Raw genomic sequence first — 16,869 nt, 5'->3', positions numbered from 1 at the left:
GGAAGGGGATGGTGTAGCCTAAGGGCCATCATCCCTTTTTTATTTGCACGGGCTAACTAATTAAACAACTATGTCGTACAAGAAATTTGGCTTTGTATTGGGGCCTGTTCTTTTTATTTTGATTCATTACTTTTTTAAAGACGACGCACTTTCCGAACAAGGGAGGGACATATTGGCGGCAACGAGCTGGATAGGGGTTTGGTGGGTTTTTGAAGTGCTTCCCATTGCTGTTACCGCACTGCTTCCAATACTTCTGTTCCCTCTTTTGGATGCAGTTGCATTGGGAGATACTACTGCAAGTTATGGGCATAAGTATGTTTTTCTTTATTTAGGAGGTTTTATTTTGGCCATTGCCATTGAAAAGTGGAACCTTCATAAAAGAATAGCCCTTCAGATCATTAAAGCAATTGGAACAAATATGTATACCATTGTTCTTGGATTTATGGTCGCCACTGCTTTTCTTTCTATGTGGATTTCCAATACCGCAACTACCGTTATGGTACTCCCAATGGCCATATCCATAGTCAAACAATTAAAAGATAATCCAGAAACACCAGAAAATGAAAACAAAGTTTTTAGCAAATTATTAATGTTGGCAATTGCGTATGCTGCATCAATAGGTGGAATTGCTACCTTGATCGGAACACCTCCGAACTTGGTGTTTGCCGGATTTGTTCAAAAAACATATGGTGTGGATATTAGCTTTTGGCAATGGATGAAATTTGGACTTCCCGTATCATCCGTACTTCTGGTATTGGCATGGTTGTATTTGACAAGAATTGCTTACCCTTTGGGAAAGGCACGTTTTCCTGGAGGAAAAAAAGAGATAAACAGACTGTTGGCGGAGTTGGGGCCTTTGGGAAAAGAAGAAAAATTGGTATTGCTTGTTTTTGTGCTCACCGCTTTTTGTTGGATAACAAGGTCATTTTTACTACAAAAGTTCATTCCAAATATTGATGATACCATTATTGCGATTGGATCGGCCATTCTTCTTTTTATTATTCCCGCGAACAGGTCTGGTGACCCTCTCATCAAATGGAAAGAAGCCGTGCAAATACCATGGGGCATCATACTGTTGTTTGGAGGTGGAATGGCCATAGCCAAGGGATTTCAGGAGACCGGTTTGGCAAATTATCTTGGAGGACAAATGACATTTTTTGAGGGCTTGCCTTTATTTGTGTTGCTGTTGTTGGTAATTACCTGCGTAAATTTTTTAACAGAAGTTACATCCAATTTGGCTACCACGGCCATGATGCTTCCTGTTCTGGCTCCATTAGCTTTAACGCTGGGTATAAACCCATATTTATTGATGGTGGCCTGTACCACTGCAGCTTCTTGCGCATTCATGCTTCCTGTTGCTACGCCACCAAATGCGGTAGTTTTTGGGTCTGGGTACTTGCGTATTCCAGATATGGTCCGAACAGGGTTTTTAATGAACCTGTTGTCCATTGTAATTATGGCACTCGCAGTGTTCTTTATCTTGCCCAACTTATGGGAGTTTTAAGAAGCTTTAACCCCTAACCAATAACATTCAATATAAGTTTGGTGCTTTTTTGGCGGCAAATGAATTTTTTTAAGATTTATTCGGAAAGCACTGTTCTAAAGCCCAAATGCTCCATTCCCGAATCTGGGCTGGTGGCCATTCGTGCAGAGATCCTATAGCTGGCACAGTAAGAAGCACTGCAAAGGAAAGAACCTCCTTTGATAACCTTTTCCTTGGCATAAGGATTACTGGAATTAAAAGCACTTTTTGCACCTGTTGGATTTTTTGTCACTTCATTGTTGGAGGCTAGTTCGTTGTAATAATTGGTGTTGTACCAATCACTGGTCCATTCCCAAACGTTCCCGGCCATGTCGTAAAGACCAAAGTCGTTTTTAGGGTAGGTCATTACGGGCGCTCTTCGCTCATACCCATCTTCCATGGTATTGTTTACTGGAAATTCACCTTCCCAGGAATTGGCATGGGAACTTAGCTGGGCAATATCACCTCCCCAAAAGAACTTATCGCCCGTTTTTCCTGCCCGTGCCGCAAACTCCCATTCCGCTTCTGTAGGCAATCTGCGTCCGGCCCATTTACAATAAGCTTGTGCATCTTCGAAGGCAATGTGTACCACTGGGTAGTCTTTTTTCCCCTCGATGCCACTATTAGGACCATTGGGATGTTTCCAACTGGCTCCTATTCTCCATTCCCACCATTGGGAGTAATCGTACAAGTTTGGAAGGCTGGACTTTGTCTTCTTGAACACAAGTGAACCCGGTTGGAGGATAGAGTCGTGTGGTTTTGGGGTGCCTTTGGGTAATTGCTTCTTAATCTCTTCCCAATCAATTTCACGCTCGGCCACGGTAATGTAACCGGTTTCATCCACGAATTTTGCGAATTCGGCATTGGTCACTTCATGAACATCCATGTAGAAACCATCAATATATACCTTGTGAGCCGGTTTTTCGTGGGACATGGCCATGTTATCATTAGGTACAGCTCCTTGGATAAATTCACCACCAGGTATCCAGACCATTCCTTCGGGCGCTTCTTTTGGGATTTTATTGGATAGTACTTGTGTGGCGATTTCAGTTTTGGTATTTGCTTCCGTGGATTCTTCTGAATTATCCACTTTGGACTTACAGCTAAAAATCAGGGTAAATAGCGAAAGATATATTATGGCCTTTGCTGTTTGCATCTTTTGAAATGATTGAACTGTTGCAGATAACGAATATAAAGATTTAGGTAGGTTTAGCCTCGATTCTTTTAAATTGGAATTGATGTTTTTGTTGAAAGTATTTTATGTTGTTGGTTTCAAAAACTAAAACCCAAGTAAAATATCTGAATATCAAAGATATATTTCTAAAACATGGGCTTTTGGGTATAAATGCAGCAACAAAATAAACATAAAGGAATACCAATGTCCTAAAAGGTTCCGTATTTTAGTAGTATGCCGGCCAAACAGTTTCATATAACCAAATCCACAGGGGAGAAAGTAGATTTTTCCATGGAAAAACTGAAAAATTCACTTCAGTTCAGTGGTGCTACGGAGGATATGGTGTCGGAAATTGTACAACGTGTGCAAGATGAGTTATACCAAGGCATCACCACACGGGAAATTTACAACCGAGCCTACGCCCTGTTGAAGAAAAAGAAGTCGGTCTACGCATCTAAATACAAACTCAAAAAGGCGATTTACGAACTTGGTCCCACTGGCTTCCCTTTTGAAAAATTTATCAGCGGTATTTTACATTACTCTGGTTATCAAACCAAAGTGGGAGAAGTGTTACAGGGTACCTGTGTTTCGCATGAAATCGATGTGATTGCCATCAAAAATGGGATTTTAAATGTTATTGAGTGTAAATTCCATAGCGAGGATGGCCTTAAATGCAATGTAAAGGTTCCTTTGTACATCAACTCAAGATATAAGGATGTCAAAGGTCCATTGGATTCTCAAAAAGAAAGGAACTTTACAGCCACTGAAGGCTGGGTGGTGACCAATACAAGATTCACCAATGATGCCCTTGAATATGGGAAATGTGCTGGGTTATATCTTTTGAGTTGGGATTACCCACATGGTGATGGCCTTAAGGAGAGAATAGATAGGTTAAGATTGTATCCCATCACGGTATCTACACTATTGTCGGGCAGGGAAAAAGATTTTTTATTGGAAAGGGACATAGTACTTTGTAGACAATTGGAAAAAAATGATTTTTTGCTTGACCATTTAGGGGTTTCCAATGGAAGAAAACAACGAATTCTCAAGGAAATGAAATCACTTTGCAACTCATAAAAAATCATGGAAAAGCTTCAAGTTCATTTTTTGGGAGGTTCTGGCACGGTCACTGGCTCAAAGTTTTATCTGCAAACCGACGAAATCAAGATTCTGGTGGACTGTGGTTTGTTCCAGGGTGTAAAGGAGTTGCGCGAACAAAACTGGGAACGTCTGCCCATAGATGTTTCAGAAATAGACTATGTATTACTTACCCATGGACATTTGGATCATTGTGGGTATTTGCCCCTTTTGGTTCGGCAGGGTTTTCGGGGGAAAATTTTGGGAACGTCACCTACACTTGAAATAGCTAGAATTATTCTAGAAGATAGTGCTAAAATACAGGAGGAAGAAGCCGACAAGGCTAATAAAGAAGAGTATAGCAAGCATCATCCCGCCTTGCCATTGTACACCAAAGAAGATGCAGCGTTTGCATTGAAGTTTTTTGAACATGTAGAGGAAGGGGAGAGGGTTTCACTTTCTGATCATTGTGATGCTACTTTTCTTTACAATGGACATATTATTGGTTCAACTTATATTGAGATTGATTTATTTGGCAAACGATTTGTTTTTTCCGGCGATGTTGGCCGACAGGTAGATGAATTGCTCGACCCTCCCAAACAACCTGACTGGGCCGATTACTTGTTTGTAGAAAGCACCTATGGAGACAGACAACATCCAGAAGAGGATGTAGGGCAGATTTTAACGGACCTGGTCAAAGAAACCCTTTACAAGAAAGGCACTTTGATCATTCCTTCCTTTGCCGTGGAACGTTTACAATCCCTAATGTATCAACTGTGGAAACTTTATAAGAAAAATAGAATTCCCAACATCCCCATTTTTGTGGATAGTCCCATGGGAAACAATGTTTTGGAAGTATTTAAAGATTTTCCAATTTGGCACAAGCTATCTATTGAGGAATACCATAACATGTGCAACCACATTACCTTGGTGAGTTCTTATGCCGAAACTTGGGAAACCATTGATGACCCAAGACCTAAAATTGTGATTGCGGGAAGTGGTATGGTTACTGGGGGGCGTGTCCTGACTTATATCAAACAATTGGGGGATATGGAGACTACCTCTATTTTACTTGTAGGGTTCCAAGCCGAGGAAACCCGGGGTAGAAAGCTGCTCGAAGGAGCTTCGGAGCTAAAGATTTATGGGAAATATGTGCCCATTAAGGCGAAAGTCAATCATCTGGAGAGTTTATCGGCCCATGCGGACCAAGATGAACTGTTGACATGGATGGGCGCTATCAAAAACATTCCCGAAAAAGTGTTTTTGGTCCATGGAGAGAAAGATACCATGGAAGCTTATAGGGGTAAAATTCATGAACAACTCGGATGGAATTGTCATATTCCCAAGATGCACGAAGTTGTTGAAATTTTACTGTAGGAAGGAACTGGACATTATAATTTGACTCCATAACTCAAGTCACCTGCATCGCCCAGTCCAGGAATTATATAACCTTTACTGGTTAGGTGTTCATCAACGGCAGCAATCCAGAGATGCGTATCCTTGGGAAACACTTTTTCGACCTTTGCTACCCCGGATTTAGAACCGATTACAGATATAATGTGAATTTGTTTTGGTGTACCATGGCTTTTGAGCACATCAAGCACATTTTCGAGTGTTTTTCCAGTGGCCAACATAGGATCCGTTAAAACCAATATTTTATCATCGAGTGCCGGTGCGGCAAAATATTTTACAATTACCTCAAAAGCATCATCATTGTTAGGATGGTGTCGGTATGCGGAAATAAATGCATTTTCAGCTCCATCAAAATAACTTAAAATACCATGATGAAGCGGCAGACCAGCCCTAAGTACAGAACAAAGCACCAAATTGTCTGAACACAAAAAAGATTTTTTGGTTCCAAATGGTGTTTTGACTTCGGTTTCCTCATAATCCAGCGATTTACTTAATTCGTAGGCAAGAACCTCACCAATGCGTTCAATGTTACGTCGAAAACGCATAGCGTCTTTTTGGATTTCAACATCCCTAATTTCCGAAATAAAAGTATTCAGCACGGAGTTCGTCTGGTCAAACTGATGAATGATCATGTTGTTATGAATTGATTCTTCTTAAAGGTAAATGTTGTTGGTAAGATATAAAAATGAAAGACGTTGATAGAAATAGTTGAACAGGACACTGATAAAGGTCATTGGAAAAAAAGAAGTTTTTTATCGAAATTTGAGAGAGTCATTCACACCGATAAAATTGGAGTGATATAAGGTTTTATGAATTCAGAATTCTGCATCGACCTATGGATTTTATTGATTATTACAAAGTATTGGGGGTAGATAAGAAAGCTTCTACCGATCAAATTAAAAAGGCCTATCGTAAGCTTGCGAGGAAATATCATCCCGACCTGAACCCCAATGACAAGGAAGCCGAAAAAAACTTTAAACAGGTAAATGAGGCCAATGAAGTACTTTCGGACCCAGAGAAAAGGAAAAAGTACGACGAATACGGAAAAGATTGGCAGCATGCCGAAGAGTTTGAGAAGGCCAAACGCTCAAGGGGGCAACAAGGGAGGCAAGGTGACTATTCTGGCTACACTTATAGCCACTCTGGTGGTTCTGCTCAAGATTTTTCCGATTTTTTTGAGTCCATGTTCGGAGGAGCATCCGGATTTGGCTCGCGAGGTCAAAAAGTTCGCTTTAGGGGACAGGATTATAATGCGGAACTACAGTTGTCCTTAATGGATGTGTACACTACCCAAAAACAGACGCTAACCGTCAATGGGAAGAATATAAGATTGACGATTCCAGCGGGTATCGAGGATGGACAGACCATCAAAATAAAAGGGCACGGTGGATCAGGGATTGAAGGCGGCCCTGCTGGCGATTTGTACATCACTTTTTCCATTGTGAACAATACTGCCTTTAAACGTGATGGAGCAAATTTGTATAAAACCGTTCAGGTCCCTTTGGTAAAAGCGGTGCTAGGAGGAGAAATACAAGTTGAGACCCTAACCGGGAAAGTTAAATTGAAAGTAGCCCCAGGAACAGATAATGGAACCAAGGTGAAGTTAAAAGGAAAAGGATTTCCAAAATACAAAAAAGAAGGACAGTTTGGAGATCTTTATTTAACCTACACGGTAAAAATACCGAAGAACCTTACCAAAGAGCAAAAATCCCTGTTTGAATCTTTAGCAAAGACCAATCTAGAATAAAAAGACATGAAAAAAGAAAACTATATATCCATAAAAACTTTTTGTGAACGTCATGAGGTTGGTGAATCTTTTGTCTACTCCATGTACGAGTATGAAATTTTGCAGGTGGAGCAGGAAAAAGATGAAGGAATGCTTCACGTTGAGGACCTTCCTCTTTTGGAAAAAATGGTGCGTTTACACAATGAATTGGACATTAATCCTGAAGGATTACAGGCCATATATCATCTTCTATGTCAAGTGGAAAACTTACAAGAAGAAGTGGCTTCCCTAAAAAAGAAGTTGGACACATTGGAGTGATTTGTTATACACTTAAAGATATGACCAAGGTCATAGGAATAAAAACATCCAAAGGTTATTTTTAAGGAAAACGTAACAAGTGAAAATGGCTCAAGGAATAGGGGTTTTGGGAACTTCCTTTCTATTTCAGGAAGAAAGCCATTTTGTTTTAACATTGGATGTCATGAAAAAAATATTGGTACCCGTCGATTTTTCGAAACATTCTGAATACGCCTTGGAAGTTGCTGCTAAAATAGCCAAGGAACACGAGACTGGTATTATTTTGCTTCATATGATTGGGTTGTCCGATTCCGTATTGGCCAATTCTGAAATTGCGGAAGAAGCCGAAGCAAAATACTTTTTAAAACAGGCTAAAGAAAAAATCAAAGAATTTACAGAAAAGGAATACCTCAAGGATATTTCTGTAGAGGCCATTATTCAAAATTATAAGGATTTTGCCGAGGTAAATAATGTGGCCCAAGAACAAAACTGTGATCTGGTAGTAATGGGCTCCCATGGAACCAGTGGTTTAAGCGAGCTGTTTGTGGGTTCCAATACCGAAAAAGTGGTGCGTACTTCAGATCTGCCCGTTATTGTGATTAAAAAATCACATGAGAACTTCACTATCAAAAAAATAGTTTTGGCCTGTGACCTTAGAAAGGAAAGTATTCCCGTTTATGCCAAAACGGAGGCATTTGCGGAATTGTTTTCTGCATCTTTGGAAGTTGTTTATGTCAACACTGCCGGTGCAAATTTTATGGGATACGACGATATTGAAAAAAGGATTGAGTCCTTCAAAAATGAATGGGGCAAAGAAATCAATGTAAATTTTTATAGTCACCACAGTGTGGAGCGAGGAATCCTGAACTATTGTTTCGAGCACAATGCCGATTTATTGGTGATTCCTACCCATGGTAGAAAAGGTTTGGCACACTTTGTTGTCGGGAGTTTGGCCGAGAATGTATCGAACCACGCCCAATTACCGGTAATGACCATTAAGTTGTGATCATTTTTCGAAAAGTAACTGCAAGCGCCCCAATAAAATCAACTCCGATTTATTGCTACCAGAAAATGAAGACGCAATCGCCCTGGATGTAGACATGGTCAAATTTTTGATTTCTGGGGTGAAAAGTATTTTGTGGTCCATATAAAAAGCTTCAAACTCCTCATAAATCTCTTCATTGTCTTTTTCATACTCCAATAACCAGTCAAAAACAGAAATTATTTGGAAAGCAGCATCGGTACCATATTCATCCTCAACATCATCTACATCCAGCCAAAAATCGCGGACCACTTCATTAAGTTTTTCCATTTCCTTCATATGGACACTGTGGTCGGCCATGGCCATGGAGTAGAATAATTTTCCCAAATTTTGATAAAGTTTCTGACCAAGTTTATTTTTAGATTCCAACATTTTTTTAAATTTTGAACTTAAAGAATAAATATACTCATGTAAATAATTTCCCCTCATGATCTAAATCAGTAAATTTATTTACCGTTTTGGAACGATTCGAAAAAAGTAACGTACTGGGCATTTTATCGGAGGCAATCTCCGAAGGCATTCTTATTGTCAATGAGCAACAGAAAATTACCATCAGTAATAGTGCTGCCAATAAAATGTTTGATTATGCTGATGGTGAACTAAACGGCGAACCATTGGAGATTTTGCTCCCTGAGCGTTTCAGGAATAAACATGATAATCTGTTTTCTACCTTTATGAGTCATGGCAAGGCGAGGAAGATGGGGCCAGAAATAGATTTGGTGGGAATACGAAAAGGAGGTGAGGAGTTTCCTTTGGAGATAAGTCTCAACCCGTTTAAACTGCTTCAAAAAAAACATGTACTTGTCCTTATAAATGATATTACCGAGAGAAAGAAGGCCGAACAGACCATAGATTATTGGTTTCAGATTTTTGATGAATCACTCAATGAGATTTATGTGTTCGATGCAGAATCCTTCATTTTTATCAACGTGAACCATGGTGCCCAACTTAATTTGGGTTATAACATGCAAGAGTTGAGCCAAATGTCGGTTATCAACATAAAGCCAGAGGTGACCATGGAGGTGATGAAACGATTGATCTCCCCATTGTTGTCGACAAGAAAAGAAAAGGTGATTTTTGAAACGGTTCATGAACGAAAAAATGGTACTAGATACCCTGTTGAGGTTCACTTGCAATTATCATTTATAGGAAAACGAAAAGTATGCGTTGCCATAGTGCTGGACATTACAGAGCGTAAAAACTATACCCAACAATTGGAGAACACGGTGGAGGAGCGTACCCAACAGTTGCGACAGGCACTTAAAGCGGAAAAAAAGCTTAATGAGTTAAAGACCAAGTTTCTATCACTGGTATCCCACGAGTTTAAAACGCCACTGACCAGTATTTTGACCTCTACTTCGCTGCTAACAAAATATACGGAAACCGATCAGCAGGATAAAAGGGATAAGCACATTTCCACTATTAAGTCCAAAGTGAAGTATTTGGATAATATTCTAACGGATTTTTTATCAATAGAGCGCTTGGAGCTAGGAAAGGTAAACTATACAATGTCTTCGTTTCCATTAAGCAAATTAATCAACGAAGTGGTTTACGATTCCAACACCCTTCTAAAAGAAGGACAGCGCATTCGTTACCCGGAGAACATTGATGGAATAATGGTTGAATTTGATGAAAAAATAATGGGATTGGGCCTTTCAAACTTAGTGCATAATGCCATAAAATATTCTCCGGAGGATACCGATATTGAGTTAAAAGTTTCGCATCAAAAAAATCAGCTTAAAATTGATGTTATCGACCAAGGTTTTGGAATACCACCAGAGGATCAGCCCTTTATTTTTGATAGATATTTTAGGGCATCCAATGTACTTACGGTACAGGGAACCGGTATTGGATTAAACATTGTTAGACAACATATGCACAACCTCAACGCCAAAGTAACTTTTAAAAGTGAATTGGGAAGAGGTTCAACATTCACACTGTACATACCAATACGTAACAAGGAAAAAAATGAAAAAAATTTTACTGGTGGAGGATGACACCTCGCTGCGGGAGAATGTAGCCGAACTGTTGGAGCTATCCAGTTTTAAGGTATGTTCGGCATCTAATGGAAAAATGGCCGTGGAAATGGCCAAAAAAGAACATCCGGATTTGGTTCTTTGTGATATTATGATGCCGGAAATGGATGGTTATGAAGTATTGGAACAGCTGTCAACATACGAGTCTACCCGGCACATCCCTTTTATTTTTGTTTCCGCGAAAACGGAAAAACAGGATATTAGACGAGGGATGAATCTTGGTGCGGATGATTATTTGACCAAGCCTTTTGAAGAGGAGGAGCTTTTGTCGGCCATAGAATGTCGTTTAAAAAAAGCAGATCAGATGGAAGCTCTGTTTACAGAACATCCAAAAAGAATAAATCAGGAGGACGAAATAAGGAATTTAAACGAACTGAAGAACTTTTTTGATGATCATGGCCAGTTGTTTTCCTTTAAAAAGGATGAGACCATCTATTTTAAAGGAGATCATTCAAACATGGTATATCTCATTTTAAAAGGTGTCGTAAAAAGTTGTGGTTTGGATGAAGAGGGCAAAGAATTGATAACATCCGTATACGCTGAGGACGATTTTTTGGGTTTTACCTCGTTAACAGATCATTTGCCTTACCAAGAATATGCTGTAGCGATGGAAGATGTGGAGCTTGCAGGAATATCCAAAGAAAAAGTAAAGGCGATTTTGGAAGACAATAAAAGTGTTTCTTTGGAACTGATGGATGTCATTACAGGGGATTTGGAAAATATTAAGAAGCAATTGCTGCAAATGGCATACAGCTCGGTTAGAAAAAAAACGGCACAAACCCTTTTAATGTACTACAAAGCCATCAATAAGGACAAACAAGGGCCTTTAAAAATTGCACGTAGCGATTTGGCCGGTGTAGCAGGTATTGCTACAGAAAGTCTTATACGAACTCTTTCGGATTTTAAACATGAAGGACTCATCGCAATCGAAAACAGAAATATTTTAGTGCTGGATGAGGAAGCATTAAAACAGATCCATTAAAAAAATATGCGCCATAATTAGCACAGGTGATATTTATCATTCCTTTTTTTTCAATGAATGATAAACTTGCGCTATCAATTTATGGCAAATGAAGAACATTCTGGTTCCAACAGATTTTTCCAAAAACTCCATTCAGGCGTTAAGGTATGCCCAAGTACTTTTCAGTGCTATAGAGTGCAATTTTTATTTATTATATGTAGGCACATTGTTGGATACTAAAAAAGATGCTGATTCTTTTCAGGAAAGCAATGATGATTCAAGTGAAAATACAAAGAAGAAACTCACAGACCTCGTCAAGGAAACCAGGAAACACAGCACGGAAGCAAATCACTTTTTCTTTACCCTGCACGAGTACGGCTTTTTTATCCCTACCATCAAAAAACATTTAGAGGAGCAAAATATTGACCTTATTGTCATGGGGACCAAAGGCGCCTCGGGGGTAAAAGAGAAAGTATTGGGAAGCAATGCGGGAGATGTTATTACAAAAGTACAGTGCAACACACTGATTGTTCCCGTTCATGTGGAACTCCTTAAACCAAAGGAAATTGTGTTCCCAACCGACTATAATATCTTCTATTCCCTTAGGATCTTACGTCCTATGGAAGAAATGGTAAACTTGGGAAAAGCAAAATTTAGGGTCATGAATGCCCTAAAAGAGGGAGATTATCTTAATGAGGAACAGGAAAAGAATAGGGAACATCTTTTGGACTTTTTGGAGGATACATTTCCAGAAACATACAGTTTTCATACCATTACAAATAAAAAAGTAAAGTCTGCTATACAGTGTTTTGTGGAAAGTAGAGAGATAGACATGATTGTTATGGTGGCCAAAAACTTAAATTTTATTCAACAGATTTTATTCGATTCCATTGTTGAACAGATTAGCTTTCATACAAAAATTCCGTTTTATGTAATTCACGAATAGGTAGAATTATTGATGGAACTTTATCTTTCCCAAGGATTGATTATCACGGTTCATTTCCCTGAAATTTATACGATATGTGATGTAAATCATAGTATAAAAACAATACTGTAGATAGCTTTGTCAATAGTAGGTTATTAAATAATTGAGCTATGATCAAAGTAGTATTGCCCACCGATTTTTCCGAAAATGCGTTTCATGCTATTTCCTATGCGGTTAAATTACTGGAGCACTCCACCTGTATATTTTATTTGGTGCATGCATATACTCCACCGGTGTACAGAATCGATTATACTTTAGGAAGTCCAGGTCAATTGGGTTTACCGGATGATGAGAAATATAGGGCGGAGGAATCTCTGGAAGAAACCAGAAAAAGAATCAAGGAACAGTTCAACCTGCCCAAACACACCTTTGTTACGCATGCAGCTTTCAATTCTTTAGTAGATGAGATTGACTCCATTTCCCAAAAAGAGAACATCGACTTTATTGTAATGGGCACTCAAGGTGCAACTGGTGCCAAGGAAATACTTTTTGGCTCCAATACGGTACATATCATTCAAAAAACAGGAATACCGGTATTGGCGGTTCCATCAGATTTTGAATATAAACCACCGCGGAATATTTTGTTTCCCACGGATTTTGAAGTGGATTACGAAAAAGCGAGTCTTGATTTTTTACTCAAGTTTTCCAAATTGTGGCACTCCAAACTGCACATAATGCACGTTACTACTCCAGAAGGACTTGATGGGGAACAGGCCGATAATAAAATATATTTAGAGGGTAAGCTATTGGAGCACAATCATAAATTTTACGATTTCCCAGATCAAGAGTTGATAGAGGCCATCAATGGATTTCAACGGGAAACCCCAGTTGAATTACTGACCATGGTGAAGAACAAACATTCATTTATTGAGCGTCTTTTTGTGGAACCGATAATCAAAAATATCGGCCTCCATACCAAGGTTCCGTTTTTAGTGCTTCCGTATAACCAATAAGTAAAACCATGTTACAGATTTTAGTACCCACTGATTTTTCAAACAATTCGTACAATGCATTATACTATGCAGCAAGTTTGTTCAAGAATAAGGAATGTACGTTTCATATTGTAAATGTATGTACAGGTGAAAACAATCCCGACAGGGAACAGGCAAAAATAGAGTCGACGCAAGAGCTGGATGCCTTGGTGCACCGTTTGGTAAGAGATGTTGAAGAGAATAAAGAACATGCCTTTGAAAAGGTTTCTTTGTGCTCTGATATGACAGAAGGTGTTGCCAAATATGCAGAAGAGCACCAGATGGATCTAACCGTAATTGGAAATAAGGGAAAAGAAGAGATAAAGCACATATTGTTTGGTAACAATGCCATGCAATTAATTCGGGAGATAACCAGTTGCCCTGTCCTGATCGTTCCATTGGAAATCGACTTTAAGAAAGTGGAAAAAATTGGATTTACATCCAATTATGCAAATCCAATAGGCAATAAAAATATTAAAGCAATACAGTTTTTTAGTGGTTTAACAGATAGTGTTATTGTACCGATGAGTATTGATGAAAATAAGGATGATGATTCTACTGAGAAAAATAAGGCCGATTTTCTAGAGGCTCTCTCCAAAAACATTTACAATGAGGTTGAGTTGCCTGTTTTTGACGGTAAGGTCAATACCATTTTGGAGTTTGTAGATCTATGGAGTATTGATATGCTCTGTATGGTTTATTATCCACATCATTTTTTCTTGGAATTTATCGGTAAAGGAATCATAAAGGAATTGAACACTAAACTAAACGTACCCTTTTTGATTTTGCCCAATACCCCAAATTGACCAAAATCATGGTGTATTATTTGGAGGAAATATAACTTTCGTTTAAATAAAATCGGTCATGGACAAGAGAGTTTTGTTACCCACGGATTATTCAAAAAATGCATTGAACGCCATTAGGTATGCATTGGAGCTGTACAAAAATGTGAGATGCGACTTTTATATTCTGAACGCTTTTCACGTTTCTGGATATACTTTGGACAGTATGAGGGTCCCGGAAACAGGTGAACCCTATTATGAAGCTGCCAAACAGGAATCGGAGGAAGGCATGGAAAAATTGATGCAAATGGTAAAACTGCATCCCCAAAATGATAAACACGAATTCCATACCGTAACAACCTTCAATAGCTTGACAGGGGCCATAAGAAATGTAATAGATAAAAAGGATATCGACATTATTGTTATGGGAACCAAGGGAATCACAGAATCCAAAGCACGAATATTCGGCACCAACACCGTCAATGTAATGGAGCAAATCAAAGAATGCCCAGTTATAGCCGTGCCCAATAATTATGTGTTCGAAACACCAAAGGAGATTGTTTTTCCTACAGATTATAAAACCGCATTTAAGAAAAAGAAAATTGGGGATTTGATAGAAATATCAAAACTATACGATGCAAAAATCAATATAGTGCACATTGATAAGGATAAAGATGGAAAGCTCAGTAGAAAAGAAAAAATAAATAAGGAACTGCTACAGGAAATTCTGCAGGGAACAGATTACGAAATGCATTTTTTGCCAGCTGATAAAATTAGTAGGGGAATCAACAAATTTACTGAGGATCAGGGGTGCGATATGGTGGCTTTCTTAAATAAAAAGCACTTATTCTTCGGAAGTATTCTTTCAAATCCTCTGGTAAAAGAGATTGGGTACGATCCCCAGGTGCCTATTTTAGAACTGAATGATAACTAAAAAAGATGAATTATGAAGCAAGTAGGAATATGGTTGGATAAACAAGAAGCCAACGGTGTAGTATTACAAAATGGAAAGGAAAGTCTTTTTAACATTCCTTCGGAGCTGGATTTTTTTAACCCCAAGGGAGGATCACGGTCTAAAACCAAATGGGGTCCACAAGATGTGGTTCAGGATAGCAAGTATCTGGAACGGGAAAAACACCAACTAAAAGATTATTTCAAAAAGATTGCCGAACAAATTTTCGATGCAGACCAAATCACCATTTTTGGTCCGGCAGAAGCCCCTGAAAAATTTGTGAATGCACTCAAGAAAGATTACCCTCAATTGGCGGCCAAAGTGAAAACCGCCAAAACAGCCGATAGTATGACCCAAAACCAGTTCAAAGCATTGGTAAAACGATCTTTTGGAATAGATGATAGGTATCCAGAGGCTACTTAAATTAATTCATCAAAATGATTTAGATCATTTCACTATAACCAACCAAACCTTACATTCATTAGCAATTAAGAAAATGAGTACCGTAATGATGGTAAGGGAGAGGAAAATAGAGGTAATGCACGATGAACTGCAAAATTGGAAGTCCTATTTGCTTTTCATCGAGGACGAAATGGCCTTTATACAAAGGTTGTTGGATTCCTATGTCTTTGAACCAAGAACGCCTAGCTTGTTTGAGCGGTTGGATACATTTAAACAACACTTCGAAACTTCCAAAAAAAGTAGAAAGTCGCTATCAGAATCCTTAAAAAAACATGAGAAAGGCCTAGGTGGCATATTTGAATGTGTGGAACATGAATGCGATAATCATTATTACGAAAAGCACCAGAACCTTAAGGATAAAATAACGGATTATATCAAGACCTACATAAACTTGAAAAAAGAGGTTTACAATTATGCAGGTTCGGTACTTAAAAAGAAGAAGCCGTTGTACTGACTAGGCTGTGCTTTGCAGCGTAAAACATGGTCTTTGTCGGATTGTTACATATTCATTAATCAGTAAATTATATAGTTATGTCACTTGTAAAATTAGATGGAAAGCGATTTCCATGGAACGAGAGTCTGATTGATTTCTTCAATCGGGATGCATTTATTGATGATGATTTTTTCAATTTGGAAAAAACCCATCCATCAATGAATGTTAAAGAGCATAAAGATGATTTTGAAATTGAGTTTGCCGCACCAGGATTTGAAAAAAAAGATTTCGAGATCACTATGAAAGATGATGTATTGGAGGTTTCTGCCCAAAAGAGTAAGGAAGAGACCGAAGAGGATGAAAACTTTACACGAAGGGAATTCAACTACAATGCATTTACACGAACCTTGCAATTGCCCACTTCTGCCGATAGATCAAAAGATGTTAAGGCAGTTTACGAAAATGGTATTCTTAAGCTAAAAGTCCTAAAAATGGAAGAAGCCAAGGAAGACCAAAAAAAAGTTATCGAGGTAGTATAATTAAAATTTGCGGCAGATGCGTGCCATCTGCCGCTTAATATATTACAGTGATGGAAACAAAATCAAACAAAAGAAAATTTAGAGAGTGGTTCAGTGCAGATGAGCTGCACGAAGAATCCAAAAAATGGTTCTCCGAATTAAAATTCGCCAAGGACGAGCAAAAGTTTCTCAATAGTATGGTAAAGGACTATACTTTGGATATTATTGATTCTGATATGTTCCAGACCATTCAACCTGTCGTGGAATCCTTAAGCAAATCCGAAAAGGATTTGGTGGATCTATTTAAAAAAGTCCAATTGCACGAGAACCAACTTCAGATTATGGTGGATGAGGTGAACCAAGAAAAAATGGAGGAAGCCTATTTGGATACCCATAATGACCTTGCTATGGAGGTGCAGGATTACTTTGAGAAATATAGAGATTCCAAAACCAAAATATTCGACATTGTATCCAACGTGATCAAGCGCAAAAAACAAAAAAGATTACTTAATTAAACT

Annotated in this window: 19 protein-coding genes; 16 read left to right on the top strand and 3 right to left on the bottom strand. The window is 38.6% G+C overall.

Going from position 1 to position 16,869, the window contains the following annotated elements:
• The first annotated feature begins 70 nt into the window (after nt 1-70).
• Complete coding sequence (locus tag ACQQ5U_RS04995; RefSeq protein WP_437395849.1) at nt 71-1,504, top strand: SLC13 family permease; 1,434 nt, start codon at nt 71-73, stop codon at nt 1,502-1,504.
• A 76-nt stretch (nt 1,505-1,580) separates the two neighbouring features.
• Here ACQQ5U_RS04995 and ACQQ5U_RS04990 read toward each other — a convergent pair whose 3' ends face one another.
• Nucleotides 1,581-2,678 carry a formylglycine-generating enzyme family protein gene (locus ACQQ5U_RS04990; protein WP_437395848.1) on the bottom strand — a complete coding sequence of 366 codons (1,098 nt, stop codon included), beginning with the start codon at nt 2,676-2,678 and terminating at the stop codon, nt 1,581-1,583.
• A gap of 252 nt (nt 2,679-2,930) precedes the next feature.
• Here ACQQ5U_RS04990 and ACQQ5U_RS04985 point away from each other — a divergent pair, with 252 nt between their 5' ends.
• Both ACQQ5U_RS04985 and ACQQ5U_RS04980 read left to right on the top strand, forming a co-directional pair.
• Entirely contained in the window at nt 2,931-3,773 is an 843-nt protein-coding gene (locus tag ACQQ5U_RS04985; RefSeq protein WP_437395847.1) for an ATP cone domain-containing protein, read from the top strand.
• Nucleotides 3,774-3,779: 6 nt separating this feature from the next.
• Nucleotides 3,780-5,150, top strand: a complete 1,371-nt coding sequence (locus ACQQ5U_RS04980) for an MBL fold metallo-hydrolase RNA specificity domain-containing protein (protein ID WP_437395846.1) — start codon at nt 3,780-3,782, stop codon at nt 5,148-5,150.
• A 14-nt stretch (nt 5,151-5,164) separates the two neighbouring features.
• Here the strand turns inward: ACQQ5U_RS04980 and upp are convergent, their stop codons facing one another.
• Nucleotides 5,165-5,818: a uracil phosphoribosyltransferase gene (upp, locus tag ACQQ5U_RS04975; protein WP_437395845.1), complete on the bottom strand. Its 654-nt coding sequence runs from the start codon at nt 5,816-5,818 to the stop codon at nt 5,165-5,167.
• A gap of 203 nt (nt 5,819-6,021) precedes the next feature.
• Here upp and ACQQ5U_RS04970 point away from each other — a divergent pair, with 203 nt between their 5' ends.
• From ACQQ5U_RS04970 to ACQQ5U_RS04960, 3 genes are all read left to right on the top strand, one after another.
• Entirely contained in the window at nt 6,022-6,933 is a 912-nt protein-coding gene (locus ACQQ5U_RS04970; protein ID WP_437395844.1) for a DnaJ C-terminal domain-containing protein, read from the top strand.
• 6 nt (nt 6,934-6,939) lie between these two features.
• The gene (locus tag ACQQ5U_RS04965; RefSeq protein WP_437395843.1) at nt 6,940-7,230 is read left to right on the top strand and encodes a chaperone modulator CbpM; all 291 of its coding nucleotides are present in this window, start codon (nt 6,940-6,942) and stop codon (nt 7,228-7,230) included.
• An 85-nt stretch (nt 7,231-7,315) separates the two neighbouring features.
• Nucleotides 7,316-8,215 carry a universal stress protein gene (locus ACQQ5U_RS04960; protein WP_437395842.1) on the top strand — a complete coding sequence of 300 codons (900 nt, stop codon included), beginning with the start codon at nt 7,316-7,318 and terminating at the stop codon, nt 8,213-8,215.
• On the opposite strand, the gene ACQQ5U_RS04955 is transcribed toward ACQQ5U_RS04960, so the two are convergent.
• Complete coding sequence (locus ACQQ5U_RS04955; RefSeq protein WP_437395841.1) at nt 8,216-8,623, bottom strand: hypothetical protein; 408 nt, start codon at nt 8,621-8,623, stop codon at nt 8,216-8,218. It abuts the gene before it with no gap.
• A gap of 86 nt (nt 8,624-8,709) precedes the next feature.
• Here ACQQ5U_RS04955 and ACQQ5U_RS04950 point away from each other — a divergent pair, with 86 nt between their 5' ends.
• From ACQQ5U_RS04950 to ACQQ5U_RS04905, 10 genes are all read left to right on the top strand, one after another.
• On the top strand, nt 8,710-10,248 hold the full coding sequence (locus tag ACQQ5U_RS04950; RefSeq protein ID WP_437395840.1) for a PAS domain-containing sensor histidine kinase: 1,539 nt from the start codon (nt 8,710-8,712) through the stop codon (nt 10,246-10,248).
• Nucleotides 10,220-11,269, top strand: coding sequence for a response regulator (locus ACQQ5U_RS04945; RefSeq protein ID WP_437395839.1), 1,050 nt, complete (start codon nt 10,220-10,222; stop codon nt 11,267-11,269). Before ACQQ5U_RS04950 ends, ACQQ5U_RS04945 begins: the two co-directional genes overlap by 29 nt.
• 88 nt (nt 11,270-11,357) lie before the next feature.
• Nucleotides 11,358-12,194 carry a universal stress protein gene (locus ACQQ5U_RS04940; RefSeq protein WP_437395838.1) on the top strand — a complete coding sequence of 279 codons (837 nt, stop codon included), beginning with the start codon at nt 11,358-11,360 and terminating at the stop codon, nt 12,192-12,194.
• Between the two features lie 149 nt (nt 12,195-12,343).
• Nucleotides 12,344-13,186 (top strand): universal stress protein, encoded by an 843-nt coding sequence (locus tag ACQQ5U_RS04935; RefSeq protein ID WP_437395837.1) that lies wholly within the window; start codon nt 12,344-12,346, stop codon nt 13,184-13,186.
• 8 nt (nt 13,187-13,194) lie between these two features.
• Nucleotides 13,195-14,010: a universal stress protein gene (locus tag ACQQ5U_RS04930; RefSeq protein ID WP_437395836.1), complete on the top strand. Its 816-nt coding sequence runs from the start codon at nt 13,195-13,197 to the stop codon at nt 14,008-14,010.
• A gap of 58 nt (nt 14,011-14,068) precedes the next feature.
• The gene (locus ACQQ5U_RS04925; protein ID WP_437395835.1) at nt 14,069-14,920 is read left to right on the top strand and encodes a universal stress protein; all 852 of its coding nucleotides are present in this window, start codon (nt 14,069-14,071) and stop codon (nt 14,918-14,920) included.
• 12 nt (nt 14,921-14,932) lie between these two features.
• Complete coding sequence (locus ACQQ5U_RS04920) at nt 14,933-15,361, top strand: hypothetical protein (RefSeq protein WP_437395834.1); 429 nt, start codon at nt 14,933-14,935, stop codon at nt 15,359-15,361.
• Between the two features lie 73 nt (nt 15,362-15,434).
• Nucleotides 15,435-15,854 carry a hypothetical protein gene (locus ACQQ5U_RS04915; RefSeq protein WP_437395833.1) on the top strand — a complete coding sequence of 140 codons (420 nt, stop codon included), beginning with the start codon at nt 15,435-15,437 and terminating at the stop codon, nt 15,852-15,854.
• Nucleotides 15,855-15,931: 77 nt separating this feature from the next.
• Nucleotides 15,932-16,372, top strand: coding sequence for an Hsp20/alpha crystallin family protein (locus ACQQ5U_RS04910; protein ID WP_437395832.1), 441 nt, complete (start codon nt 15,932-15,934; stop codon nt 16,370-16,372).
• Nucleotides 16,373-16,422: 50 nt separating this feature from the next.
• A complete protein-coding gene (locus ACQQ5U_RS04905; RefSeq protein ID WP_437395831.1) occupies nt 16,423-16,866 on the top strand; it encodes a hypothetical protein in 444 nt (147 codons plus the stop codon).
• The last annotated feature ends 3 nt before the right edge of the window (nt 16,867-16,869 follow it).

This window comes from Flagellimonas lutimaris, assembly GCF_051494225.1.
GTDB classification, from domain to species: domain Bacteria; phylum Bacteroidota; class Bacteroidia; order Flavobacteriales; family Flavobacteriaceae; genus Flagellimonas; species Flagellimonas lutimaris_A.
This window is presented reverse-complemented; position numbering and strand designations above follow the sequence as displayed.